The 25180-nt window shown below is 42.7% G+C and carries 20 protein-coding genes; 9 read left to right on the top strand and 11 right to left on the bottom strand.

From position 1 onward, the window contains the following. Positions 1-53: 53 nt before the first annotated feature. The gene (locus tag JWQ54_RS17005; RefSeq protein ID WP_299587114.1) at positions 54-344 is read left to right on the top strand and encodes a transcriptional regulator; all 291 of its coding nucleotides are present in this window, start codon (positions 54-56) and stop codon (positions 342-344) included. Between the two features lie 269 nt (positions 345-613). Here the strand turns inward: JWQ54_RS17005 and JWQ54_RS17000 are convergent, their stop codons facing one another. From JWQ54_RS17000 to JWQ54_RS16970, 7 genes are all read right to left on the bottom strand, one after another. Beyond that, positions 614-2263, bottom strand: coding sequence for an ABC transporter substrate-binding protein (locus tag JWQ54_RS17000; RefSeq protein WP_299587112.1), 1650 nt, complete (start codon positions 2261-2263; stop codon positions 614-616). 52 nt (positions 2264-2315) lie between these two features. Beyond that, positions 2316-4001: a glutamate formimidoyltransferase gene (ftcD, locus tag JWQ54_RS16995; RefSeq protein WP_299587110.1), complete on the bottom strand. Its 1686-nt coding sequence runs from the start codon at positions 3999-4001 to the stop codon at positions 2316-2318. A gap of 108 nt (positions 4002-4109) precedes the next feature. After that, positions 4110-5321 (bottom strand): imidazolonepropionase, encoded by a 1212-nt coding sequence (gene hutI, locus JWQ54_RS16990; RefSeq protein WP_299587108.1) that lies wholly within the window; start codon positions 5319-5321, stop codon positions 4110-4112. Between the two features lie 156 nt (positions 5322-5477). Then, positions 5478-7154 carry a urocanate hydratase gene (hutU, locus tag JWQ54_RS16985; protein ID WP_299587106.1) on the bottom strand — a complete coding sequence of 559 codons (1677 nt, stop codon included), beginning with the start codon at positions 7152-7154 and terminating at the stop codon, positions 5478-5480. Continuing rightward, the gene (gene hutH / locus JWQ54_RS16980; protein WP_299587103.1) at positions 7129-8688 is read right to left on the bottom strand and encodes a histidine ammonia-lyase; all 1560 of its coding nucleotides are present in this window, start codon (positions 8686-8688) and stop codon (positions 7129-7131) included. Before hutH ends, hutU begins: the two co-directional genes overlap by 26 nt. Continuing rightward, entirely contained in the window at positions 8681-9190 is a 510-nt protein-coding gene (locus tag JWQ54_RS16975) for a MarR family transcriptional regulator (RefSeq protein WP_299587101.1), read from the bottom strand. The genes hutH and JWQ54_RS16975 overlap by 8 nt, the downstream gene beginning before the upstream one ends. Before the next feature lie 189 nt (positions 9191-9379). Continuing rightward, positions 9380-9868 (bottom strand): DinB family protein, encoded by a 489-nt coding sequence (locus tag JWQ54_RS16970; RefSeq protein ID WP_299587098.1) that lies wholly within the window; start codon positions 9866-9868, stop codon positions 9380-9382. A gap of 254 nt (positions 9869-10122) precedes the next feature. Between JWQ54_RS16970 and JWQ54_RS16965 the strand changes: the two genes are divergently transcribed. Continuing rightward, complete coding sequence (locus JWQ54_RS16965) at positions 10123-10893, top strand: Ku protein (RefSeq protein ID WP_299587096.1); 771 nt, start codon at positions 10123-10125, stop codon at positions 10891-10893. A gap of 95 nt (positions 10894-10988) precedes the next feature. On the opposite strand, the gene JWQ54_RS16960 is transcribed toward JWQ54_RS16965, so the two are convergent. Both JWQ54_RS16960 and JWQ54_RS16955 read right to left on the bottom strand, forming a co-directional pair. Next, on the bottom strand, positions 10989-11144 hold the full coding sequence (locus tag JWQ54_RS16960; protein WP_299587093.1) for a lmo0937 family membrane protein: 156 nt from the start codon (positions 11142-11144) through the stop codon (positions 10989-10991). 213 nt (positions 11145-11357) lie between these two features. After that, positions 11358-13115 (bottom strand): M61 family metallopeptidase, encoded by a 1758-nt coding sequence (locus JWQ54_RS16955; RefSeq protein ID WP_299587091.1) that lies wholly within the window; start codon positions 13113-13115, stop codon positions 11358-11360. Between the two features lie 225 nt (positions 13116-13340). Here JWQ54_RS16955 and JWQ54_RS16950 point away from each other — a divergent pair, with 225 nt between their 5' ends. From JWQ54_RS16950 to JWQ54_RS16925, 6 genes are all read left to right on the top strand, one after another. Then, complete coding sequence (locus JWQ54_RS16950) at positions 13341-13805, top strand: MarR family winged helix-turn-helix transcriptional regulator (RefSeq protein ID WP_299587088.1); 465 nt, start codon at positions 13341-13343, stop codon at positions 13803-13805. A 14-nt stretch (positions 13806-13819) separates the two neighbouring features. Continuing rightward, positions 13820-14896 carry an efflux RND transporter periplasmic adaptor subunit gene (locus JWQ54_RS16945; protein WP_299587085.1) on the top strand — a complete coding sequence of 359 codons (1077 nt, stop codon included), beginning with the start codon at positions 13820-13822 and terminating at the stop codon, positions 14894-14896. 9 nt (positions 14897-14905) lie between these two features. Then, on the top strand, positions 14906-18049 hold the full coding sequence (locus JWQ54_RS16940) for an efflux RND transporter permease subunit (RefSeq protein ID WP_299587082.1): 3144 nt from the start codon (positions 14906-14908) through the stop codon (positions 18047-18049). A gap of 6 nt (positions 18050-18055) precedes the next feature. Beyond that, on the top strand, positions 18056-19375 hold the full coding sequence (locus JWQ54_RS16935) for a TolC family protein (RefSeq protein WP_299587080.1): 1320 nt from the start codon (positions 18056-18058) through the stop codon (positions 19373-19375). 274 nt (positions 19376-19649) lie between these two features. After that, positions 19650-20024 carry a response regulator gene (locus JWQ54_RS16930; protein ID WP_299587078.1) on the top strand — a complete coding sequence of 125 codons (375 nt, stop codon included), beginning with the start codon at positions 19650-19652 and terminating at the stop codon, positions 20022-20024. Next, positions 20021-20872: an N-acetylglucosamine kinase gene (locus JWQ54_RS16925; RefSeq protein WP_299587075.1), complete on the top strand. Its 852-nt coding sequence runs from the start codon at positions 20021-20023 to the stop codon at positions 20870-20872. The genes JWQ54_RS16930 and JWQ54_RS16925 overlap by 4 nt, the downstream gene beginning before the upstream one ends. A gap of 184 nt (positions 20873-21056) precedes the next feature. On the opposite strand, the gene lnt is transcribed toward JWQ54_RS16925, so the two are convergent. Together lnt and rsmI are read right to left on the bottom strand one after the other, a co-directional pair. After that, positions 21057-22667, bottom strand: a complete 1611-nt coding sequence (gene lnt / locus JWQ54_RS16920; protein ID WP_299587073.1) for an apolipoprotein N-acyltransferase — start codon at positions 22665-22667, stop codon at positions 21057-21059. Between the two features lie 194 nt (positions 22668-22861). Next, complete coding sequence (rsmI, locus tag JWQ54_RS16915; protein ID WP_299587070.1) at positions 22862-23563, bottom strand: 16S rRNA (cytidine(1402)-2'-O)-methyltransferase; 702 nt, start codon at positions 23561-23563, stop codon at positions 22862-22864. Between the two features lie 147 nt (positions 23564-23710). Between rsmI and serS the strand changes: the two genes are divergently transcribed. Beyond that, on the top strand, positions 23711-24982 hold the full coding sequence (gene serS / locus JWQ54_RS16910) for a serine--tRNA ligase (RefSeq protein ID WP_299587068.1): 1272 nt from the start codon (positions 23711-23713) through the stop codon (positions 24980-24982). Positions 24983-25180: the final 198 nt, after the last annotated feature.

Below are 25180 nucleotides of genomic sequence, written 5' to 3'. Positions count from 1 at the left end.
CCTGGCACAAGTCTATCTTTATAAAATGCATTGTCAACAACAATATTTAAATCATGAACGAAAAACCACAACGGTTTTTAATTGAAACCGAAAAAGAATATAATGAAGCTGTTGCAAGGCATGAACAGATTAAAAATTCAACAGCAGGAGCTGAACATAAAGAAAAGCTTCTGCTTGTGCATTTGATTGAAAATTATGAAAATAACCTTTGGGACTTACCTGAAGTTAATCCTGTTGAAATGATCAAGATCCGCATGGATGACTTTGGGTATAAAGCAGCTGATCTTGCTAATGTTTACGGAGATAAAGGAACTGTTAGTAATATAAGCAACCTTTATCTTTGAATATGATCAGAAAGTTCAGCGAATTATTACACCTGCCTGCTTCTGCTTTGGTTAAGGAATATAAACTTCCTGTTTAATCCAGTTGCAATTAACACATAGAAATATTTCAAGCCTTCTCATTTTTGGGAGGCTTTTTTATTGTCTGAATCAGAATTTACAGGATTTTTGAATTGTCAGAATTCGCTTTCTTTCATTCTGTAAATTTTTTATGGCTTGGTGTCAGATTTATTATACCATAAACAACCCCTAACCTCTCTAATCACTAGTCTCTAATCTCTTTTCACCACCCTCTTCAATACCAGCAAATTTTGCCCGTTAACGCTGTAGCCTGATATGTTATTCTGATAAAGGTTTACCCGCTTGTCGTAATATAAAATCACAACCGGCGATTGCTGCATCACCAGGTTATCCATTTGCCGGTAAAGGAGATAGCGTTTTTCGTCGTTTACTTCGTGATAGGCCTGTTCGAAAAGCGCGTCAAACTGTTTATTGTTAAAGCCGGTATAGTTGGGGCCAAAGGGGATCTTGTTTTTTGAGTAGAATACAGATAAGTAATTTTCAGCATCAGGGTAGTCGGCTATCCAGGTGCCGTAAAAAAAGTTAACGCCATTTTTTGATACCAGCTCGCGCAGACTGGCACCCTGGGTTATTTCTACACTGGTTTTAATTCCCACCCTGTCCAGCTGACCTTGTACATATTCTATCAGTCCGCGGTAGCCGACGGTGGTATGTAAAACAATTTCAGGCAGGCCTTTACAATTCGGATAGCCGGCCTCCTTTAACAGCTGCCGTGATCTTTCAGGATTGTAGCTGTACCCTTTGACCTGTGCCGCATCAAAGCCAGGCATCCCCATCGGGATAAAACCTGCTGTGCCGGGTGCACCCATGCTGTTGCGCAGGTACTTGATCATTTTTTCCTTATCAATGGCATAATTAATGGCCTGCCTTATTTTTAGTTTTCTTAAAGGCGATGATTTTACAATAGCCAGGCTGCTGTCTACCAGGATCCCCAGGTAAATGGTGTTCAGGAACGGCCCGGTGTTTAAAGTGAATTTCCCTTTATATTTTTGTGTTATCTGACCTGCTTTTGTGAGGATGTCATCGCGATAGCTGCCATCAATATCATTTAAAAAATCAAGCTTTTTACTGATGAACTCCATAAAGGCGGTTTGCTTGTCGCTGATAAAGGTTGCCCTCACAGCATCCAGGTGGGGCAGGGGACTGCCATCTTTATCTTTTTCCCAATACTTTTCATTCTTAAGCAAAACCATTACTTCGCCCTCTTTCCAGTATTTAAACTTAAAGGGGCCGGTACCGATAGGGTGCTGCCTGAAATCTTTCCAGTAATGATCAACCACCTCATGCGGTACAACTGAACAATACTGCGCGGTAAGCATGCTCAACAGCGGAGGGAAGGGCTGCCTTAGTTTGATGCGGAAAGTACTATCGTTTACAGCAATAAAGGGGTTGTCACATACCTTGTCGCTAAAGATCCACGAACCAGATGATGCCACTTTCGGATCGATAAGTCTATGGAAACTGTAAACAAAATCATTAGCTACAACAGTACGTCCCTGCCCGTTTGCAAACAGCGGATCGTCATGAAAATGCACATTATTACGTAAATGGAAGGTATAAGAAAGGCCATCGGCAGAGATCTCCCAGCTTTTGGCAATGCAGGGCCGGGTTTTAAGGCTGTCGTCAATCTGAACCAAACCGTTATAAATTTGGTTATCCATCCAAATGCTGAATTGATTACGCGCAAATGCCGGATCGAGCGAACTTAAGCCCTCATCAAGGTTGATATTGAAGATTGTTTTTTTTGTGGGCGTGGTATTTGTGTTGCAGGAAATGAATAGTACAAGGAATAGTAATTTGAAGATTAGATGATTTGAAAATTTAAAAATTTGCTGCTTCATTATCCTTATAAAGCTACCCATTTTCAAATCATCTAATTGTCAAATCATCAAATTAAACAATTTTACTGTTCACCAACGCAATAATCTCCCCCTCCAACTCAATAGCTCTTCGCTCAATCTCACCTCCATCAGCAATAACCTTAGCAACAAAATCTTTATCCTTAAACCCAGATGCATTTATCTTCACATTCATAAAAGCACCTATCACCGCGCTGCGGGCACAAAGTGCGGCCACACCGGCATCAGTTACGGAATTTGGATTACCGGTTTCGGCCATGGCTTTTATAACCGTTAAGCTTCCGTATGCGGCCTGCATTACTTTAAAAGGAATTTCAATGGCATACCGGGTAGCATCCTGGATGACTTTATCCCTTGCCATTTTTTCTTCATCGTTTCCTTTTGGTAAGCTGAATGCTTCCATTATTTTGTTGAAAGCTGCGGTATCCAAATCAACTAAGCGGATCAGTTCATCCTTATACTGCTGACCTTTCTCCGCCCAGTTGCTGAACTCTTCCCAACGGTTATCCCAGCCTTTTTTATGCGATGAAAGGTTTGCAACCATAGTTGCCAATGCAGCGCCTAAAGCGCCGATATAGGCGGATATTGAACCACCACCCGGCGCCGGACTTTCACTCGCTGTTTCATCTGCAAACTCAATCAATGTCATTGAGGCCAGTTTGGATGATGCTTTGTCTTTCAGTAAATATTCAATGATCCTTTCCTCCGGGATAAAAGGTGATAGCTCAGATAAGCCCATTGATTTTATGGCGATCTTGATCAGCTCCTTTTCACTTACCCCAACCGAACGCTGTTGTTTTAGCAGGAAGTATTTTCCCGCGTCCAACATGGCTTTTAAGGGGATCAATCCCACCAGCTCGCTGCCGGTCACCCGCATGCCGCGCTCTGCTGCTTTGGTGCAAACTTCATCAAAGGCTACGTGTAAAGGGGTTACTTCAATATTGGTGAGGTTCATGGAGATTTGCGCTATGCCGTACTCCTCAATATACCAGCCTATAGCTTTTACCGATTTTAATGAACCGGGGATTGATTTTGGTTTGCCGTTTTCATCAGTGATGATCTTGCCGCTTACCGGATCGCCCTCACGCATTACACGGCCTGCCTCACGCACGTCAAAGGCAATGGAATTTGCCCTGCGGGTACTGGTAGTATTTAAGTTTACGTTGTAAGCGATCAAAAAATCACGCGCGCCAATAACCGTTGCACCGCGTTTGGCATCAAATTCCGCAGGACCGAAATCAGGTTTCCACTCCGGTAGTTTTATCTTCTTAAAAAACCCTTCATATTCTCCCGTGCGGATCACTGAAAGGTTATTACGCTTTTTATCGGCCTGGGCATACTCATACAAATAAGCGGGGATGCCTAATTCTTCACCCACCCATTTGGCCAGCTGCATTGCATATTCTGCAGTTTCTTCCATGCTGATATTGGCAATAGGGATTAGCGGACAAACATCTGTAGCACCCATCCTTGGGTGTTCGCCTTTGTGCTGGCTCATATCTATCAGTTCACCTGCCTTTTTTATCGCCAAAAAAGCAGCCTCTATAACTTTGCCCGGCTCACCCACAAAAGTTACCACCGTACGGTTAGTAGCCTTACCCGGATCAACATTCAGCAGCCTTACACCCTCAACTGATTCAACCTCATTGGTGATCTGTTTAATAATATCAAGGTTTACACCTTCGGAGAAATTTGGAACGCATTCTATTAGTTTAGTCATTGGTCAGTTGTCATTAGTCATTGGTTCGGTTGGATAGGAAGATTTGACAACTTTTCAAAAGATGTCAAATCTAACTTCAAATATTTTTTAATCAGCGCAATCATTTAATCAAATTAATCGGCGGTCCGGTTTTAGCCGCCCCTGGTGATATAGAATTTCCCTATAGTCATTGGTGGGGTACACCTGCAGATCTGCCTTCATTCCTGTAGCCAGCATCCCCCGGCCTGTTAAATTCAAAGCCTTTGCTGCGCGGAATGTTAACCCGGCAAACACCTCGGCTGTATTCAGCTTTTCAGCAGCGCTCATTACAGCTGCCTGCATTAACAGGTCGCCCATGGGAGCCGAACCGGGGTTCCAGTCGCTGGCAATGGCGAGGCAGGCCCCTGCATCAAGCAGCTTCCGTGCAGGTGCATAAGGCATTCCCAAACCCAGCGATGCACCGGGTAAAGTTACTGCTACGGTATTTGAATTAGCTAATAATTTTATTTCTGTATCCCCGCTGGCTTCCAGGTGATCGGCAGAAACGGCACCCACGTTTACGGCTACTTTACTGCCGCTTGCTGTAAACTGGTCGGCATGAACGGTGATATCAAAGCCCATTTGTTTGGCTTTGTTTAGGTAGATTATTGCATTCTCAGCATTAAAGGCACTTTCTTCAATAAAAATATCAACCCGGTTGGCCAGGTTTTCTTTTTTGATGACGGGAAGCAGGTTGGTTAAGATCTGCTCCAAATATTCGCTTTGGCCGCTATTAAAATCTTTCGGAATCATGTGTGCCGCCAAACAGGTAGCAACAAGGCTGGCTTTTGTTTGGGTTGATGCCGTTTTGATCGCTCTTAGCTGTTTCAACTCCTGTTCAACAGATAAGCCATAGCCGCTTTTAACTTCAATGGTGGTAACACCTTCGGCTAAATGGCGTTCAATTCTTTTTAATAGTAATTTAGTTAGCAATGCTTCATCAGCTGCACGGGTTTGGGTAACCGAATCCCAGATGCCGCCGCCTGCTTTGGCAATTTCCAAATAGGATTTCCCCTGGATGCGCATGGCATAGTCCTTTGCCCTGCTGCCTGCAAAACAAATATGCGTATGGCAGTCAACAAAACCCGGCAGTAACACACTATCGCCCTCAATTTCATTTATTTGTTCCGATAGGTTTTGCTTGCGTAATGTTTCAAAACTCCCAACGGCTGATATCAATCCATTTTCAACTAATATCCCCCCGTCAGGAATGATCTGCAGCTGATCGTCCTTCAATGCACCTTTTAAAGGCAAGTCAGTTAGGGGTAGGATTTGGGTAAACGGACCGTGCAATATTTTCATGTTAACTATTTTTGTCTGAATCAGAATTTTTTACCTGTTGTTTGTTTTCTTAGCGTTCAAGAAGGCTACGCCGTTTTCAGGATTATAAAATTTTCAGAATAATAAGAAAGCGAATTTTGTTAATTCTTAAATTCTGTGAATTCTGATTCAGACGGCTTACCACACTTTCAAATCAAACTTTTCCGCCCATTCCTGAGCCTTATCATATCCTGCATCTGCATGTCTGAAAATCCCCATTGCAGGGTCATTATATAAAACACGACTTAAACAGGTTGCTGCCCTGTCTGTTCCATCAGCCAAAACAACCATGCCCGCATGCTGCGAATAACCCATACCAACACCGCCGCCGTGATGAAATGATACCCATGTTGCACCGCCTGCTGTGTTGGCCATAAGATTTAACAAAGGCCAGTCTGATACCGCATCAGAGCCATCTTTCATCGACTCCGTTTCCCGGTTTGGCGATGCCACCGAGCCGCAGTCTAAATGATCACGGCCTATTACTATCGGGCCCTTTACTTTGCCTGATTTTACCAGATCGTTGAATAATAAACCTGCCTTTTCCCTGTCGCCCATACCCAGCCAGCAGATCCGGGCAGGGAGCCCCTGGAACGAGATCTTTTCCTGCGCGTTTTTTAGCCATTTTATCAATGGTTTATCTTCAGGAAACAGTTCCATAAGCGCCCGGTCTGTTGTAAAAATATCTTCCGGATCGCCGGATAAAGCTACCCACCTGAACGGTCCCTTACCTTCGCAAAACAGCGGCCGGATATAGGCCGGGGTAAAGCCCTGGAAGTTAAAGGATTCATCTTCACCGCCTTGCCTTGCAAACTCGCGCAGGTTATTGCCGTAATCAAAAGTGATAGCGCCGCATTTTTGCAATTGCAGCATAAAACCCACATGCCTTGCCATGCTGGCTAACGAAAGTCTTTTATATTCTGCCGGATCACTGTCTCTTAACAATGCCGCCAGGGTTAATGATAAACCACTTGGGATGTATCCGTTCAGTGGATCATGGGCAGATGTTTGGTCGGTAAGCATATCGGGGATAAAGTTATCAGCCATCAGCCTTTCCAACAGATCCCCTGCATCGCTTACCAATCCTACAGATAGTGTTTCGCCTTTTTTCATGGCATTCCGTACCCAGGTGACGGCTTCCTCATAGCTGTGGGTCATCCTGTCAATGTACTGGCTATCTAACCGTTTCTGAATTCGCGCAGCATCTACATCGGCACCTAAAAACACAGCACCCGCCATGGTTGCGGCCAATGGCTGTGCACCACCCATACCGCCAAGGCCTGCACTAACTATCAATTTGCCCGTTAAATCATTATTGAAATGCTGGCGGCCCGCTTCCACAAATGTTTCATAAGTGCCTTGTAAAATGCCTTGTGTACCTATGTAGATCCAGCTGCCGGCGGTCATCTGTCCGTACATCATCAAGCCTTTCGATCTTAATTCATTAAAATGCTCCCAGTTTGCCCATGCCGGTACCAAATTGCTGTTGGCAATAAGAACACGCGGCGCTTCAGGGTGACTGCGGATGATCCCAACCGGTTTGCCCGATTGAACTAACAAAGAATGATGCTCGTCCAGCTCAAGCAAAAGTTCAATGATCTTGCGCAATGCGTCCGGATTACGGGCAGCCTGGCCAATGCCGCCATACACCACCAGTTCGTCGGGGTTTTCGGCAACCTGGCCATCGAGGTTGTTGAGCAGCATGCGCAAAGGCGCTTCTGTTTGCCAGCTTTTGGCATGCAGCTGCATCCCTCGCGGCGCCTTATACACCGGGTGACTGGCGTAGGTTTTAATAAATTCCGAATTCGTCATCATTTAGGTTTATATCGTTAGTAACAGCAGTTTCATTGGCTACTGCCAATAACGTGCCATTGGTAATTATTTGATGAAGGGCATTAATATCATCCGAAAAAATACGATCATCCTGTATATGAGGCACATGGCTGCGTACCAATGCATGGCAAGCTTCCACAACAGGTGTAGATTTTAATGGTCGCCTGAAATCCATTGCCTGGGATGCGTAAAGCAGCTCAATGGCCTGGATATATTCCAGATTATCAATTACCTGGCTTAACTTGCGCCCGCTAATGGAGCCCATGGAAACATGATCTTCTTGCCCCAGCGAGGTAGGCACGCTATCGGCACTTGCCGGAAAACACAACGTTTTATTTTCGGTGACCAATGCCGCCGTTGTGTACTGCGGGATCATCAAACCTGAATTTAGGCCAGCATTATTGGTTAATAATTTTGGTAACCCATACCTGCCCTCACTCATTAAATAACAACGCCTGTCGGCTATGTTGCCCAATTCTGCTGTGGCGATGGTGGCGTAATCAAGTACCATGGCTAATGGCTGTCCGTGAAAATTGCCCCCGCTAATGGTGTCATCCGCATTAAAAACAATGGGATTATCGGTAACCGAATTTAGTTCGATCTCTGTCAATTCTTTCAGATGCAGCCAGGCATTGCGCGATGCACCATGAACCTGCGGCATACAACGCAGGGAGTAGGGGTCCTGCACCCGGTCGCAATTTACATGCGAGTTGCAGATCTCCGAATCTTTTAATAAGGTGTGTAATCGTTTGGCAACCAATTTGTTCCCCTTATAAGGCCGCAGCTGGTGCAGTCTTTCATCAAACGGACGGGCTGAACCCATCAATCCTTCCAGCGACATAGCGCCTATCAGGTCTGCACGATTCAGGGCGTCATTTAAACGCTGTACCGCTTTTATGGCAAATGCCAGGATGAACTGTGTACCATTTATTAAGGCAAGCCCTTCTTTTGGCCCTAAAACCAGGGACTGTAAATTATGCTTTGACAGTGCTTTTGCTGCAGGCATTCGTTCGCCGGCTTCATAAACTTCGCCAAAACCTATCAGCGGTAAAAATAAGTGGGCGAGAGGAGCAAGGTCGCCCGAGGCGCCTACAGAACCCTTTTCGGGAACTACAGGAATAATATCACTATCAATATGCCAGATTATCCGCTCCAGTGTTGTTAACGCGATGCCTGAAAAGCCCTGCGCCAAAGCCTGCACTTTGCTGATCATCATCAGCTTTGCTATCTCCTGCGGGATGGGGTTGCCCACACCAACGCTATGGCTTTTAAGCAGATTGCTTTGCAGCAAAGACGTATCAGCCTCAGAAATGCGGGTATCGCACAATGGCCCGAAACCTGTATTGATGCCGTAAACCGGGTGCTGTGCGTGCACTATTTTTTCAACCTCGCGCCATGATGCCCTGATCTTTCCGGCAGCTTCACTATCTATCACACCTTTAACTTTCCCGCTTGCAATGTCAAGGCAGGTTCCAATAGTTAAATGGCTGCTGCCATAGTTAAAGATGTTATTCATTGGTTTCGGCTTTTAATTCTACACTCAATTTATCACTGATCCTGTCGGCAAGGTTGGCCGAGCGGAAAGCGTTCTCTAATGCACTGATGCTGGGCAACAGCTCTTTGCAGGCAGGATCATTTGCCAGTACATCATCCATTGCCAATAATATGGCATCCCATACCGGTAAGATCTGTGCAAGCAGTTCCCTGCCGCTATCTGTTAACTGTACCAGTTGCCTGCGGCCATCATCGGCACAGGTGGCGCTGGTAACCAGCTTTTTATTTTTAAGATTGGTGATCAACTGACTTGCAGCCGGATGAGAAACCTCGGTTTGATCGCTTAACTCCTTAATAGAGAGTGAATTGTTTTTTGATAATAAATAAAACACAGGGAACCAACTGGCATCAAAATCTATCCCCTCATTTTGGTAAGCGCGGTTAATTTCGGCCAAGAAACCCTCGCTCAACCGCCTTAGCCGACTGCCCAATACCAGGTAACCCAAACTTTGATATAAATTCATAGCGCAATTTATATAAGTACTTATATAAATGCAAATTTTTAACTAAGATTTGTTGGATTGATAAGATTTTAGGATGGCTATTTCGGGATGGATTAACAAAAAAGGATAATATAGGGGAGTCGATGTTCAGCGACCCAGAATATTCAGAGGCATCGCCCCGGCCATAATGTAACAACGGATTTTAATCCGTTAAAGAGAAAGATAAGTTGGAATATACTTCTCCTTTATTAAATTAATATGACGCTGCTCATGGCCTGCAATGTGGTAAGCCAGTGCCCTTACGCTTGCATTGTTAAATGTGCCCGTGCCTTTACCTATCCGCATAAATGAATCTTCAGGCAGGCCGTTAAACAGGGCGATGGTTGATTTGCGTACGGCTTCGTACTCATCAAATATATTATCCAGGCCTCGTTCATTAGCTTTTGAATATTGGGCATAGGCATCCTGGTCAAAGCCGATAAGGTTCATTTGCTCGTTACGGGCAAAGCGGAGTGCACGGTAGGCAAATATGCGTTCATCATCAATAATATGTACCAATGTTTCTTTAATACTCCATTTATCAGCTGCATAGCGGTGATACAACATGTCTTCGGGCATACTGTAAATGAGCTCTTTTGCAGCTATTAAGTTATTCCACAGGTGTTTTAAAACTAAACCGTCATCCGGTATCAGTTTCATGTACATTATGGTATAAGGTGGATATTCACCTTCAAGCGGTTTGGGTATTATTCGCATTTTAATATATCGAGTCGCTTAGTAAATTAAACGCGTTTGTTTGTAGAAGTATTAATTATATCCTGTCAATTTACAAAGATACTTAATCATTACTCGTCAATAATCAAGAAATTCCGCTCTAAAGATCAATTCGTTTAAATCCTTAAAAACCCTTTCCCCATTTCAAAGGTTATACTTATTCATTAAATCAATTGATTATGAGATCCATCTGGAAAGGCTCACTTGGTTTTGGGCTGGTAAGTATTCCCGTAAAATTGTATTCGGCCGTTGAGACCAGTAAGATTGATTTAGATATGCTTGACAGCCGCGATCATTCACGCATCCGCTATCAGCGGGTAAACGAGCACACACACAAGGAAGTGCCTTATGATAAAATTGTAAAAGGCTATAAAATAAACGATGATTATGTAATAGTTGAGGAACAGGATTTTGAAGCGGCTGCGCCCGAAAAAAGCAAAGTTATTGAAATTGAAAGCTTTGTGGATATTGCTGATGTAAATCCTATGTTTTACGAAACATCCTATTATACCGAGCCGGATACAAAAAACAATAAGGCTTATGCCCTGCTGACCCAGGCGCTGATAAAATCAAAAAAGGCCGGACTTGCGCGCTTTGTTTTGCGCAGCACGGAGTCGCTTTGCATAGTTCACCCGGTTGAAAGTGTGCTGGTAGTAACCCGGATCCGTTTTGGGCAGGAGATCCGCAGTACCGAAGATCTGAAAATTGCAGATGATGTAACGGTAAGCAAAAAAGAGCTTGATGTTGGCCTGGCACTTATTAATCAGTATGCCGAAAAGTTTGATGTATCAAAGTTTAAGGATGAATATAATAACGAGCTTTTAAAGATCATCCATGCAAAAGCAAAAGGCAAGCATGCCACCATTAAAAAGTTAAAACCCAAAAAAGCCACCGGGGATGATCTGTATGAGCAACTGATGCAAAGTTTGAATGCGAAGAAAGAGGCATGATCTAAAAATTTCGTTAAATGCCAAAAAAGCTATCAAAAAAGGTCCGGCTAAAATAACCAGACCTTTTTCCAATTGTAGTGTTTTTGGACTAAGATTTATACTGCTGTTGGCCTGCGGATAATTCCAAGCAGAAAAGCTACAATAGCTATAATTAATAATATATGTATTAAACTGCCTACAGCGGTAAAAAAGAAACCAATTGCCCACCCAATAATAAGGATAACCGCAATGACGTATAGTAATGAATTCATGATCGTGTTCTTTTAGTTAATTATTTCATAGATATGTTATAAAATATCAAAAACGATCAGAATGTTTTCGTTTAAATGAAATTTATTTCATCTAGAGTTCAAAATTCAGGGAAATTGAATGATGAAACATAATAACATTACAACTTTCCAACGTTACAACATTCCAACAACCAAAACCTTTCAACAACTACAACATTTACAACTCATACAACCTCAATCAATTAACCCCAGCCACTTTTTCCGTACTACCATTTGCTGCGGGGTAACATCGGGCAATGAATCAACTTTGTATTTAAAACGGGTATTTCTGAGCAGGGTAACCGGCAGGGTAACCGGCAGGCCATCACGCACAACAGATACTGAAATTTTATCTCCCACCTTTTTGCCGTCCAGAATGGTTGTGATGTCTGTTATCGGGGTTTCGTCAATAGCTACAAGCTCATCATTTACGTTTATGCCATCAACCCAGCCTGCGCCGCCGCGTTGTACACCTGTAACAATTTTTTTGCCGTTAACATCGGTAGTTATTATCCCTAAGCCCGGTTCATTACTATCTGCGGCTTCATCAGCAGCCTTGTAACCTGCATAGGCCAGGTATTTATTATAATCAAGCGGTGTAAGGCCGTAAATGTAATTCTTGTAAAAGTCATCCAGTTTTTTACCTGCAAATTTTTCAAGTCCATGTTTAAACTCTTCATCGGTATAACCGCGCTTTTTCTGCTTGTAATAAGTACTATACATGTATTTCATTACATCATCAAGCGAGTTTTTTCCTTTCGTATCATTAATTATCTCCAAATCAAGCAACATACCTACTGCAGCCCCTTTATCATAATAAGAGATCCCGGTATTTGCAGAGTTTTCATTAGGGCGGTATGATTTTATCCAGGCGTCAAAGCTTGCTTCTGCCAATGGCTGTATTTTAGCGCCGGGCTGGTTCTCGATAATATTGATTTCGCCCGTTACCGCACTTAAATAGGTTTCAGGGGTTATAATTTGTGCATGGCGTAAAATAAGGTTCTGGTAATAGGCAGTAAACCCTTCGGCAATCCAAAGGTCAGTGGTGTAATTTTCGTTATCATAATCAAACGGGCCAAGCACTACCGGGCGCAGGCGCTTTACGTTCCATAGGTGAAAATGCTCGTGGGCTACCAGGCTCAGAAAGTTACGATAACCGTTGGCATTGCCATAATTATCGCGGGAGGCGCCTAATGTGGTCGAGCTTAAATGCTCCAAACCACCGCCGCCCCGCTGGCGATTATGTACTATAAAAACATAATGCTTATTAGGGTTTTCGCCAAATACCGCAGTTTCCTGCTCAACTATTTTGGCCATATCTATCTTTAGCTGTTCCTTATCATAGTTGCCGCCGCCAACCATGCAAACTTCATATTTCACACCGGCTGCATCAAAGCCGAACACATCCTGGGTGCCCACTTCAATTGGCGAATCAAATAATATATCAAAATTAGGTGAATGCCTGGTGAACTGATCGCCATTAACAGCCTCTAAACTGGTTGATACGGTTGTCCATCCTTTGTAAGGAATAATTTTTATGGTTGATGGCGAGTTCAGCATTTTGTCAGGATAGATAAAAAGTCCTGACGTTGATAAAAAGCCATGCGATGCATCAATAAAGCTGGTACGTACCGAAATTTCAAAACAGTACACACGGTATTTAACAGTTAAAGCAGATATGCCTGCAGTATTTATATGCCAGGTATTTTTATTGATCTTGGGGGCTTTTATTTCTTTTCCATTAACTGTCGCGTTAAACGATTCTATGTTTTTTGCAAACTCCCTTACAAGGTATGATCCCGGGGTCCATACCGGCATTTTAAGATTTAAAGTATTTTGATTTAAGCCGAAGATGTTCATCTCTATATCAGCATAATGTGCCTGTGCCTCAGGAAAAGTAACGGTATACAAAATTTTAACAGCGCCTGCTGCTTTGGTGAGGGTAGAATTCATAAAAAATAATGTTATAAAAAGAAGGGCGGTCAGCTTAATAGTTTTCATTAAAGGGAGAAGTTTTTTTTAGCGGCAATAATTTACAGGTGATGAAATATTTTTGAGGGTTGTCTAATAATTTGAGGTGCAATTTATAATTTTTTTCAATGCATGCATAGCTTCTATAGTTGTAAAATGGTTGATACATACAACTATTAAGGATTATAACCAATTACTTTTGACCTGATGGATGTGAAATTGATTGAACCTATATCCCGTAAGTTAAATCATTTAGGGAGAGCGTATTTAAGCCTGCTGGCAAAACAGGTGGAGAATTTGGGTATAAGCAGGTATTACTATGCTTTAACGTATATATGTTACCATGATGGTAAGCTAACGCAAAAGGCGCTGGCAAATGAGCTGGGTAAAGACAAATCGATAATTGTAAACATTATTGATACCTTAAGTGAAGAAGGTTTTGTTTACCGGGAAATCAACCCGGCCGATAGGCGCGAACATCTATTAAAGGTAACAGAAAAAGCAAAGGAGGCGGTGCCTAAAATAGTTGAGGCCTTTGAAATACTTAACCAAAGCATAACAGGAGATATCTCTGACGAGGAAATGAAAATATTTAACAGCGTGCTAACAAAAATGGGAACTAATATAAAGCCATTGACAGCACAGGAAACTAACAACGGAACCAAACCCTAACAGATTACCATGATATGAGAACAAGGTATATTATATACATAGCGCTGGCGCTGCTTATTGGCTTTTTAATTTACAATAAGTTTTTTAGTGAAAAAGGAAAAGCTGCCATGGCTCAAAATGCAAGCAAAGGTGCAAAAAGAAAAACCGGACCTGTAGCTGTTAACATAATGATTGTTAAAGATACCGCTGTTGATAACACTATTGATGTTACCGGCACCATTGATGCCAATGAAAAGGTAAACCTGATAAGTGAAACAGCAGGCAACATTACCGGCATCTTTTTTAATGAAGGCAGCTACGTAAAAAAAGGACAGCTATTAGTTAAGGTTTATAACCAGGATATTATAGCATCATTAAAACAGAATGATTACCAGGTTGCACTTGCTAAGCAAAATGAGTACCGCAACGGTATTTTATTACAAAAAGAAGCCATAAGCCAGCAGGAATATGATACTTCGCTAACTTCATTAAATACATTAAAGGCACAAAGCGATGTATTAAAAGCACAGATAGCAAAAACAGAGATACGGGCGCCATTCTCAGGTACTATCGGGTTAAGAAACATCAGCCCGGGTGGTTACCTTTCGCCGTCAACATCAATTGCTTCGCTGGTGAATATAGACCCGGCAAAGGTTACTTTTTCTGTTCCTGAAAGATATTTACCATTAATAAAGCAAGGCACTAAGATCAATTTCGCGATAGAAAGCTCAAGAAATAATTTTTCGGCAGCGGTTTATGCAATTGAACCGGCGATTGATCTGAGCTCGCGCACCATAACGGTACGTGCCAAAGCCGCAAACCCGGGCAACTTGTTAAAAGCCGGGGCATTTGCCAAAATAAATTTAACGCTTGATCAGATCCCGAAAACCATAATGGTACCAACACAATGTGTTATTCCTGATTTGAAAGATAGTAAGGTGTTTATTTATCATAACGGGATTGCTGAATCAAAAACAGTAAAAACAGATTTGCGTACCGACACCAGGATTGAGATAACAAGCGGTTTAAAAGCTGGCGATAGTCTTATTGTTTCGGGGCTGATACAAATCCGTAATAAGGTTCCATTACAAATTTTAAAAGTTATTAAGTAAACCATATTTATGAGTTTAGCGTCAGTAAGTATAAAAAGGCCCGTATTGGCTACGGTAATGTCTATCGTTATCGTGGTATTCGGCGTTATGGGCTATAAGTTTTTGGGTATTCGTGATTTTCCCTCGGTCGACCCTCCTATTATTACCGTATCTACGAGTTATTCTGGCGCTAATGCCGATGTAATTGAATCCCAGATAACTGAGCCCCTTGAAAAAAGCATAAATGGCGTACCGGGGATCCGCAATATATCATCAACAAGTTCAGTAGGCTCAAGCCGGATAACTGTTGAATTTAACCTTGACGCCGACCTTGAAACCGCTGCAAATGACGTGCGCGACAAAGTAGGCCAGGCACAAAGGCAGCTTCCGCAGGATATTGATGCGCCACCAGTTGTAACAAAGGCTGATGCCAATGCTGATAATATACTTACAGTTACCTGTAGCAGCAATACACGTAATATTAACCAGGTTGATGATTACGCAGAAAACGTATTGCAGGAAGGTTTGCAAACAATACCGGGTGTTAGCCAGATAAACATTTTTGGCCAGCGCCAGTATGCCATGCGGCTGTGGATTGATCCGAACAAACTTTCGGCCTTAGGTTTAACAGCTACAGACATAGGCAACGCCCTTAATGCAGAAAACGTTGAGCTGCCTGCCGGTAAAATTGAAGGTAACAATACGGAGGTTGTGGTAAGGGCAGTAGGTAAATTATCAACCGAAAAGGAGTTTAACGATCTTATCATCCGTGCCGACAGCAACCGTGTGGTTCATTTCAGGGATATTGGATATGCTGTTTTGGGTTCGGCAAATGAGGAAACAGCTTTAAAGGAAGCGGGTGTGCCGATGATAGGACTGGCAATTATTCCGCAGCCCGGTGCAAACTATGTACAAATAGCCGAAGACTTCTACAAGCGGCTTGACCAGATAAAAAAGGACCTTCCTCCCGATATACAGATTAAGGTAATAACAGACAACACCAAATTTATTAAACAGTCTATAAGTGAAGTTGAGGAAACATTACTTATTTCGTTTATACTGGTAGTAATTATTATTTACCTGTTTTTCCGCGATTGGCTTATTGCTTTCCGGCCGCTGATAGATATCCCCGTATCGTTAATAGGCGCATTCTTTATTATGTATATTTTTGGGTTCTCCATAAATATATTAACACTGCTGGGTATTGTGCTCGCGACAGGGCTGGTAGTTGATGATGGTATAGTTGTAACCGAAAATATCTACAAAAAAGTTGAATCAGGCATGGCGGTGCGAAGAGCGGCGTTTGAAGGTTCGGCCGAAATATTATTCGCAGTAATTTCTACATCAGTTACTTTGGCTGCAGTGTTCCTGCCTATTGTATTTATGCAGGGCTTTACGGGCAGACTTTTCCGGGAGTTTGCGGTTGTAGTAGCAGGCGCGGTATTGATATCTGCATTTGTTTCACTTTCATTAACCCCAATGCTTAATGTTAAGCTGATCCGTAAGAGCTCAAAAAAATCGAAATTTTATGAAAGCACCGAGCCTTTCTTTGTAAACATGACCAACTCTTACAAAGAGACACTGGTTAAGTTTATGAAGGTAAAATGGGTATCATTTATAATATTGGCCATTTCATTGGTTATAACCGGGATATTATATTTTGCTACCCCTTATGAACTTGCACCATTGGATGACCGCAGCATGTTAAGGTATGCAGTTACGGGCTCGGAAGGCGCCAGCTATGAATTTATGGCCAGGTATATGGATAAAGTGTCAGACCTGGTTGCTGACTCTATACCCGAACAAAATGTAAACCTTGAGGTTATTTCGCCCGGAAGTGGCGGCGGTGGTTCGGCAAACTCAGGGTTTGGCCGTGTTGGTTTGGTGTCACCTGATGAACGCAATCGTACACAACAGCAATTGGCCGATTATTTAAGTAAAAAACTAAACCGTTTTCCTGATGCACGTGCGCTGGTAGTACAGGAGCAAACCATTAGCGGGGGAGGTAGCGGGTCAAAAACTTCTTTACCTATTCAATTTGTAATTCAAAACCAGGATTTTGAAAAAATAAGAAAGGTTTTGCCTGAATTTTTTGCCGAGGTTTCCAAAAGCCCTGTTTTCCAGGGCACAGACGTTGACCTAAAATTTACAAAGCCTGAGCTGCGCGTTACCACAGATCGTAACCGGGCGCGCGACCTTGGGGTTTCGGTTGCCGATATTGCTGCAACCTTACAACTCTATTACAGTAACGGCCGCCTGGCTTATTTCCTGATAAATGGCAAGCAATACCAGGTAATTGCACAGGTTGACCGTGAAAACCGCGACCAGCCGCTTGATTTAAAATCTGTTTATGTGCGCAACTCAAAAGGTGCGCTTGTACAACTTGATAATGTTGTTAAACTTAGTGAGGACGCTACGCCGCCGGCCATATATCACTTTAACAGGTATAAGTCTGCAACTATACAGTGCGGTTTGGCTCCGGGCCGTACTGTTGGCGATGGAATAGAAGAGATGAACAGGATTGCAAAAAGCTTGCTTGACGATACATTCAGCACGGCTTTAAGTGGTGCCTCGCGTGATGCTGCCGAAAGTGGATCGAGTCTTATTTTTGCATTTGCATTTGCCTTATTGTTGATTTACCTGGTACTTGCAGCGCAATTTGAAAGCTTTATTGACCCTTTTGTAGTTATGCTTACCGTGCCGCTGGCTATTGCCGGTGCATTCCTGTCGTTATGGTTATTTAACCAAACGCTTAATATATTCAGCGAGATAGGAATGATAACGCTTGTTGGCCTGGTAACCAAAAACGGGATCCTGATTGTGGAGTTTGCCAACCAGCAAATGGAACATGGCCTTGCCAAATACGAGGCTGTGGTTGAAGCAGCCACCGCCCGTTTACGCCCTATATTAATGACCAGCTTGGCTGTGGTACTGGGTTCGGTGCCAATTGCTTTTGCATTGGGTGCAGGCGCCAAAAGCAGGGTGTCATTAGGAATAGTTATTATGGGCGGGGTATTGTTCTCGCTGGTATTAACACTATACATTATACCCATGATGTATTTAATATTTGCTTCAAAAACACGTAAAGACCCGGACGCCGAAGACCCGGATGATGTAAAAAAAGTAAGGAAGACAAGAACTCAAAAACTAATAGAAACATTAGATAAAGAATAAGCGATTATGACCATTAAAAAATTAGGTTGCCTTGTTTTTTGCTTAATAGCATTTACTGCCGGTGTTAAGGCGCAAACTGATACCGTACTCAGTTTAAAAGATGCTGTTGAAATAGCATTAAAAAACAACTATCATATATTGCTGTCAAAAAACAATTCAACAGTAGCACAAAATAATGTTACCATAGGCAATGCGGGGTTTTTACCACAAGTAAACGGCGACTTAACTGCAACCCGCAGCATTCAAAACACCAAACAAACACGCAGCGATGGCTCTGTAAATAATATCAGTGGTGCTAAGAACTCGTCAACATCATACGGGCCAAGCCTTAACTGGACCATCTTTAACGGCTTTGGGATGTTTGCCAATTATGATGAACTAAAGCAGCTAAACAAGTTGGGCGAGCTGCAAACCCGGGATACTATACAGAACACCCTTGCCAGCGTAATAAGTACCTATTATAATTTAATAAACCTTAACGAAGGTTTAAAGGCCCTGCAGGGAGCTATAGCCATATCCAGGATACAACTGCGATATGCCAGTGACAAATTCCAGGTCGGCCGGGCTTCTAAGCTAGATGTACTGAATGCGCAGGTAAACCTTAATACCGACACAGCGAATTACCTGAACCAGGTACAGCAATTTAAATCGGCCAAGATCCAGATGAACCAGTTACTGGTGCGTAACCTGCAAACTGATTTTGCTGTTGGTGATACTATTATAGTTGATGATAAGCTTGTTTTAGGCGAGATCCTTTCGAAGGCAGAAAATCAGAACCCGGCTATCCTATCCGCCCAAATAAACAAACGGATCTCCGAGATCAACCTTAAACAGGTTAAGGCAGGCCGTTATCCGCAGGTTGCTTTAAATTCAGGGTATACCATCGGCCATAGTCAAACCCCGGCAGGCTTTACCCTGTCGCAAAATACCAGGGGCTTTAATTATGGACTTACTGCTTCAATAAACATATTTAATGGCTTTAATCAAAACAGGTTAGAGCGCAACGCAAAAATTGGGATTGATAATGCCAACATTAATTTTAAGCAGGTAACGCTTGATGTTCAGGCCCAGATCAGTAATTTGTATGTAAGCTATTTATCAGGACTTGATTTGATGAAGCTTGGCCAATCAAACGTTGAAGTAGCCAAGCGGAACCTTGACATCTCCCTCGAAAAATATAAATTGGGGAACATTACTCCGCTGGAAATAAGGGAAGCACAAAGAAATTATTTGGATGCGCAATCAAAATTCTTTACTGCGCAATACCAGTCTAAGAGTGCTGAAATTATGTTGAAGGAGATTACAGGGAGTATAAATATTCAGTAAAGAAGGATAATCTAAAATATGTCATTATAAGATACGAAGCAATCGCGAACTATGTAAGTCTGCTATGCAAAGTTCAACACATTTCCGTTCGATCTGTATAGTATGCGATTGCTTCGTACCTTACAGCAATGACATGATGGCTATTTGTTTGGGTTAACATGGCCCTTGCACGCAGGTTCTCCTCTCAAGAGGGGAATTTAAAAAACAATAATTATTTTTTCAAAAACTATATTTTTTAAATTGGTTTAAAAAGCTATTTTTGAACTTGATGGCTATGTGCTTTAAAACCTGCTTGCTGATTGACGACAATTACATTGATAATTTCGTTACACGTAAAATAATAGAGGGCAGTAACTTTGCCGAATCTATCATAGTTGTCCGTTCGGCACCAGAAGCCATAAATTCTTTAAGGGATGGCCTGGTAACACCTGACGTTATCTTTTTAGACGTCCGTATGCCGCTTATGAGCGGATTTGAATTTTTAGAAGAATACGATAAGATCGATATCAATAAGGATGATATAAAAATATTTATGCTGTCGTCATCACTTGATCCGATGGATATGCGGAAGTCAGCAGATAATAAATACATCACCCAGTTTATTCATAAACCACTAACTCAAAAAGCACTCGAAGAACTTTGTCCATGATCCTTGTGGCTGATAGCGGGTCGAGCAAGACCGACTGGTTGCTTACACTTAAAGATGGTGAAGTAAAGCAATTCAGAACGGCCGGACTTAACCCATATTTTTTATCGGAAAAAGAAATTGTAAAAATATTGCAGGAACAGGCGGCCGATATGATCGCCTTCGCTGCTGATATTGATGAGATCTACTTTTTTGGCGCAGGCTGCTCAAGTCCCGACAGGCACGAAATAGTTACAAACGCGCTAAGTCAGCTATTTTCCAAATCATATATCAGTGTTGACAGTGACCTGCTGGGTTGCGCATATGCCACCTGCGGGCATGAGAAAGGCCTGTGCTGCGTATTAGGAACAGGTTCAAATATTTCTTTTTTTGATGGCGCGGAGATCCATTCAGGCAAACATGGCCTCGGTTTTGTTTTGGGCGATGAAGGTGCCGGCACCTGGTTTGGCAAAGCACTGATAACCGATTTTTTATATGGCAATATGCCGCATGACATCAGTATAAAATTTGCTGAGGCCTATCAGCTCGACAAAGAAAAGGTAATAAAATACGTTTATCAAACCCCAAACGCAAACTCGTACCTGGCAACCTTCACTAAGTTTTTAAGCGGGATAAGGCAAACTGATTATGCCCAAAATTTATTACATAAAGGCCTGCTTGAATTTATTGAGACCAATATAAAGTCATATCCGCAATATCATCGCTATAAATGTCACTTTGTAGGCTCAATTGCCTATGTTTTTACTGATGAACTGACCGAAGTTTGTAAAGCAAATGACATCCATATCGGCAAGATCATTAAACAGCCGATCCATGATCTGCTGGCGTTTATTTTGAGCAGGGAGAACTAAGGTTTATAGGATTATCGAATCATGCGTCATTGCGAGGAACGAAGCAAACTCTTCAAAGGACAATCACGAACCTTGATATCTCAGCGAACCTTAAAGCCGCTGTTTGGTACCCACAATATTTTCGTTCTCTGATTAGCAAGTGCAGGGTTTGCTTCGTTCCTCGCAATGACGCATGCAGAAAACTTCACTTCCTCAATATCCTTTTCACCACAATAAACCCAGTCCCCAACACTGCCAGCAAACTCCCCAGCATTGCTAAATAATCACCATGAAGCACATAAAAAGTAAGGTCAGTGTTCAGGTTGATGTCTTGTTTTAAGGCGGTTTTAACCCACCATTTACTTTGCTGTACCACGTCGCCGCGCTGGTTAATAAATGCGGAGATCCCGGTATTGGCCGACCTGCATACCCATCTGCGGGTTTCAATAGCACGCAGTTTGGCGTAATCAATATGCTGGTCTTTCCCCGATGTATTTTCCCACCAGCCGTCATTAGTAATAATAGCAATAAACTGAGCCCCATTATGTACCGACTCAGCTACCCAGGTTCCCCAAATTGATTCATAGCAAATAACCGGGTCGACACCGATGCCACCTTGCGAATAAAACACGCCAGGATCCCCTTGCCCGCCATAGGTGCCGGTTGCGCCACCTAAATGCGCAAACACTGGCTTTAAAAATGATAATGTGGATGCAAATGGCAGGGATTCAGCACCCGGCACCAGCTTTGATTTGTGATAAAATTGCACCTCGGCAGAGTTTTCAATATTCACAGCCGCGTTAAAATTATCATAATACAACCTTGCCTGCGGATCATAGGTCTCCGTTTTTGTAGTATGTTTATTGTAGAGTTTAAATGTTTCGGCCCCGGTTATCAGGTTGCCATTTTTATATTTATTTAAAAAGCGCTGCGCCTGTAAAAAGTAGGGACTGGTACGGATTGTTTCTTCGTTTACCTGGTCGGGTATTGCGGTCTCCGGCCATAAAAAAAACTCCGTATTAGGCTGACCAATAGAGTCGGACAGGTGAGTTAATATGCTTATTTGCTGAGAGGCAGGTATTGAGCTTTCCTTTGCATAAGGATCAATATTCGGTTGCACCACCACAACGTTTGATGGGTTTAGCTGCTCCTGGTAGTTGTAATACCTGTATAGTGAAAAGCTTAGCGGCCCTATCAAAACAATAACAAATGCCGAAATAAGCTTTAATCTTAGTTTTTTATTTGGCGCTTCGCGTAAGCCAATGTAAATTAAAAACAGCAGAATATTTAAAGCCCAGATCCATATTGTGCCGCCATACACGCCTGTGTATTCATACCACTGCACCCACTGATGGGTCAAAGCAAAGCCATTGCCTAAAGTCATCCATGGGAAGGCCAGATCCCAGCTCTGATGCAGGTATTCATATCCTATCCAAAAACAAAATAAACCAGCCAGGCCCAAGCCACGGTTAGTTACCAGCCTTAAACGATAGTACAGCCAACAGGCTGTTGCCATTAGCAATGCACCTAAAGAATATGGAATGAAAGATATGGGCAATGCCACATACTCCCCAACCATTTTCAGCGCATTATAAACCCAGTAAATAGATAATGTGTTCCATACAAAAAATCCCAGGAAAGCGGTTCCAAAGATCTTTTTGCCCTTTTTAACATAATCAGACCGGATGATATTTTCAATTGCTACCAGCATAGGCACAAAACCGACAAATAAAAAGAAGGTGGTGTAAGGCATCGGCGGCCACGCTATCCAAAGCATTAAACCTGAGAGAATGGCGAGTAGAATGTTTTTTTTCATTTATATACTTCAAAATCAAAGCGTCATTGCGAGGAACGATCCGCCAGCTGGCGGACTGCATAGGGTAATCACGGACCAAGATGCACGCAGTGACCTTACAGCCGCTGAATAGTCACCACAATATTATTAATCCCTGATCTATAAAGCTCAAAGTTTGCTTCGTTCCTCGCAATGACGCGTTTCTAATTCATTTTTTAATCCTTCTCTTTTGAAGAGGATTTAGTTATAGCCCCTGCCACACATATCACAAATTCTCCTTTTGCAGGGTGTGTTTCAAAATAGGTTTTCACCTCTTCCACGGTTCCACGAACGGTTTCTTCGAACATTTTTGTCAGTTCGCGCGATACGGAGATCTGCCGCTCAGCACCAAAATGAGTAGCCATTTCATCCAGCGTTTTTAAAAAACGGTGTGGCGATTCATAGAATATGATGGTTCGCTCCTCTGTTGCCAGCGTTTTATACCGGGTTTGCCGCCCTTTTTTTAAAGGTAAAAAACCCTCAAAACAAAAACGGTCTGTCGGAAAACCGGAATTGACCAGGGCGGGCACAAAGGCCGTGGCACCTGGCAGGCACTCTACCGCAATCTCGTTTTTAATAGCCTCGCGCACCAGGTAAAAACCAGGATCGGATATGGCCGGTGTACCGGCATCTGAGATCAGCGCTATATTTTTTCCTTCCTTTAAAAACCGGATGATCTCGTTTGATGATTGATGCTCGTTATGCTGGTGATGTGAAAATACCTTTTGATGGATCTCAAAATGCTTTAGCAGCGGTGCTGAAGTGCGTGTATCTTCCGCCAGTATCAAATCCGCCTCTTTTAAAACACGGATAGCTCTAAAGGTTATATCCTCCAGGTTACCTATCGGGGTGGGGACTAAGTATAATTTTCCGCTCATATAAGTTGGCAGTTTTCAGTTAGCAGTGGGCATTTGCAAGTTTACAGTTTCGAAATAGCAGTGTGCAATCAAATGCATTAAATAAAAAACTGCAAACTGCACACTACAAACTGCCAACTGATTATATCTTTGCCTAAAAATAAAATAATGCTGCAAGTTAGTTATATCCGCGATAACAGGGAACAGGTTTTAGAACGTTTAGCCGTAAAAAATTTCAAACAGGTTGAATTGGTTGATGAAGTTATTCAATTAGATGACAAACGGCGTTCAACTCAAACCAGTTTGGATAACACGTCGGCTGAGGCTAATGCTGCGGCTAAACAGATAGGTGAGCTGATGCGTGCCGGAAAAAAAGACGAAGCAGAAGGCCTTAAGGCTAAAACAGGTGCCTGGAAAGAAGATATAAAAAAGCTGGGTGATCAACTGGCAGCTATAGAGGAAGAACTATATCAAAAGTTGGTATTGCTGCCCAATCTGCCGCATAGTTCAGTGCCAAAAGGGTTAACACCCGAAGAAAATGAAATTGTGCTTGAAAATGGGGCCAAGCCAAACCTGCCGGAAAATGCACAGCCGCATTGGGAACTTGCCGCCAAATACAACCTGATTGATTTTGAGCTGGGGGTTAAAATTACCGGTGCCGGTTTCCCGGTATATAAAAATAAAGGAGCCAAGCTGCAGCGTGCACTGATCAATTATTTTATTGACGAGGCCGAAAAAGCTGGCTATAGCGAAGTGATGGTGCCCTTAATGGTAAATGAAGCATCAGGATTCGGAACAAGTCAGCTACCAGATAAAGAGGGACAGATGTATTTTGTCAACGAAGACAACCTGTACCTGATCCCTACAGCCGAAGTACCTATTACCAATATGTACCGTGATGTAATATTAAAAGGGGAAGATCTGCCGATGAAAAATTGCGGGCATACGCCATGTTTTCGTCGCGAGGCGGGTTCTTATGGTGCACATGTTCGCGGCTTAAACCGTTTGCACCAGTTTGACAAGATAGAGATCGTGCAGGTTGCACATCCTGATAAATCATACGAGGTATTGGAACAAATGAGCCAGCACGTGCAAGGCCTTTTGCAGAATTTGGGTTTGCCCTACCGCGTGCTTCGTTTATGTGGCGGCGACATGGGCTTTGGCTCTGCCTTAACTTATGATATGGAAACCTGGAGCGCGGCGCAGCAGCGTTGGCTGGAGGTATCATCTGTATCAAATTTTGAAAGCTTTCAAAGCAACCGCTTAAAGCTGCGTTTCCGTAATACCGAAGGCAAAACACAGCTGGCACATACCCTTAATGGCAGCGCATTGGCTTTACCGCGTATTGTGGCCACCCTGCTGGAAAATAACCAAACAGAAAAAGGCATTAAAATCCCTGAGGTATTAGTACCTTATACTAAGTTTGAATGGATTGATTAAATTGCTTTTTTATATAGCTCTGGACAACATCCGGAGCTATATATGGCCCTATGGCTTAAGCCAATTTTCCCTTGGCCCTGTATTCTAGGATTAATACATTTCCAAATTTATTTTAAAAAAGCCGTTTTCTATGCCGCTCTTTTATAGTTTTCCACATACAATTCACTTCTTTTTACCAGGGAGAACATTCGTAGGATC

It is taken from the genome of Mucilaginibacter sp., from assembly GCF_028288225.1.
Classification (GTDB): domain Bacteria; phylum Bacteroidota; class Bacteroidia; order Sphingobacteriales; family Sphingobacteriaceae; genus Mucilaginibacter.
Note: the sequence above shows the minus strand (reverse complement) of the source record. Positions and strands in the feature narration are given on the sequence as shown.

Excerpts from the sequence above, each read along its gene's own strand:
- JWQ54_RS17005 (WP_299587114.1), top strand. The coding sequence starts at position 54 with ATGAACGAAAAACCACAACGGTTTTTAATTGAAACCGAAAAAGAATAT.
- JWQ54_RS17000 (WP_299587112.1), bottom strand. The coding sequence starts at position 2,263 with ATGAAGCAGCAAATTTTTAAATTTTCAAATCATCTAATCTTCAAATTA.
- ftcD (WP_299587110.1), bottom strand. The coding sequence starts at position 4,001 with ATGACTAAACTAATAGAATGCGTTCCAAATTTCTCCGAAGGTGTAAAC.
- hutI (WP_299587108.1), bottom strand. The coding sequence starts at position 5,321 with ATGAAAATATTGCACGGTCCGTTTACCCAAATCCTACCCCTAACTGAC.
- hutU (WP_299587106.1), bottom strand. The coding sequence starts at position 7,154 with ATGATGACGAATTCGGAATTTATTAAAACCTACGCCAGTCACCCGGTG.
- hutH (WP_299587103.1), bottom strand. The coding sequence starts at position 8,688 with ATGAATAACATCTTTAACTATGGCAGCAGCCATTTAACTATTGGAACC.
- JWQ54_RS16975 (WP_299587101.1), bottom strand. The coding sequence starts at position 9,190 with ATGAATTTATATCAAAGTTTGGGTTACCTGGTATTGGGCAGTCGGCTA.
- JWQ54_RS16970 (WP_299587098.1), bottom strand. The coding sequence starts at position 9,868 with ATGAAACTGATACCGGATGACGGTTTAGTTTTAAAACACCTGTGGAAT.
- JWQ54_RS16965 (WP_299587096.1), top strand. The coding sequence starts at position 10,123 with ATGAGATCCATCTGGAAAGGCTCACTTGGTTTTGGGCTGGTAAGTATT.
- JWQ54_RS16960 (WP_299587093.1), bottom strand. The coding sequence starts at position 11,144 with ATGAATTCATTACTATACGTCATTGCGGTTATCCTTATTATTGGGTGG.
- JWQ54_RS16955 (WP_299587091.1), bottom strand. The coding sequence starts at position 13,115 with ATGAATTCTACCCTCACCAAAGCAGCAGGCGCTGTTAAAATTTTGTAT.
- JWQ54_RS16950 (WP_299587088.1), top strand. The coding sequence starts at position 13,341 with ATGGATGTGAAATTGATTGAACCTATATCCCGTAAGTTAAATCATTTA.
- JWQ54_RS16945 (WP_299587085.1), top strand. The coding sequence starts at position 13,820 with ATGAGAACAAGGTATATTATATACATAGCGCTGGCGCTGCTTATTGGC.
- JWQ54_RS16940 (WP_299587082.1), top strand. The coding sequence starts at position 14,906 with ATGAGTTTAGCGTCAGTAAGTATAAAAAGGCCCGTATTGGCTACGGTA.
- JWQ54_RS16935 (WP_299587080.1), top strand. The coding sequence starts at position 18,056 with ATGACCATTAAAAAATTAGGTTGCCTTGTTTTTTGCTTAATAGCATTT.
- JWQ54_RS16930 (WP_299587078.1), top strand. The coding sequence starts at position 19,650 with ATGTGCTTTAAAACCTGCTTGCTGATTGACGACAATTACATTGATAAT.
- JWQ54_RS16925 (WP_299587075.1), top strand. The coding sequence starts at position 20,021 with ATGATCCTTGTGGCTGATAGCGGGTCGAGCAAGACCGACTGGTTGCTT.
- lnt (WP_299587073.1), bottom strand. The coding sequence starts at position 22,667 with ATGAAAAAAAACATTCTACTCGCCATTCTCTCAGGTTTAATGCTTTGG.
- rsmI (WP_299587070.1), bottom strand. The coding sequence starts at position 23,563 with ATGAGCGGAAAATTATACTTAGTCCCCACCCCGATAGGTAACCTGGAG.
- serS (WP_299587068.1), top strand. The coding sequence starts at position 23,711 with ATGCTGCAAGTTAGTTATATCCGCGATAACAGGGAACAGGTTTTAGAA.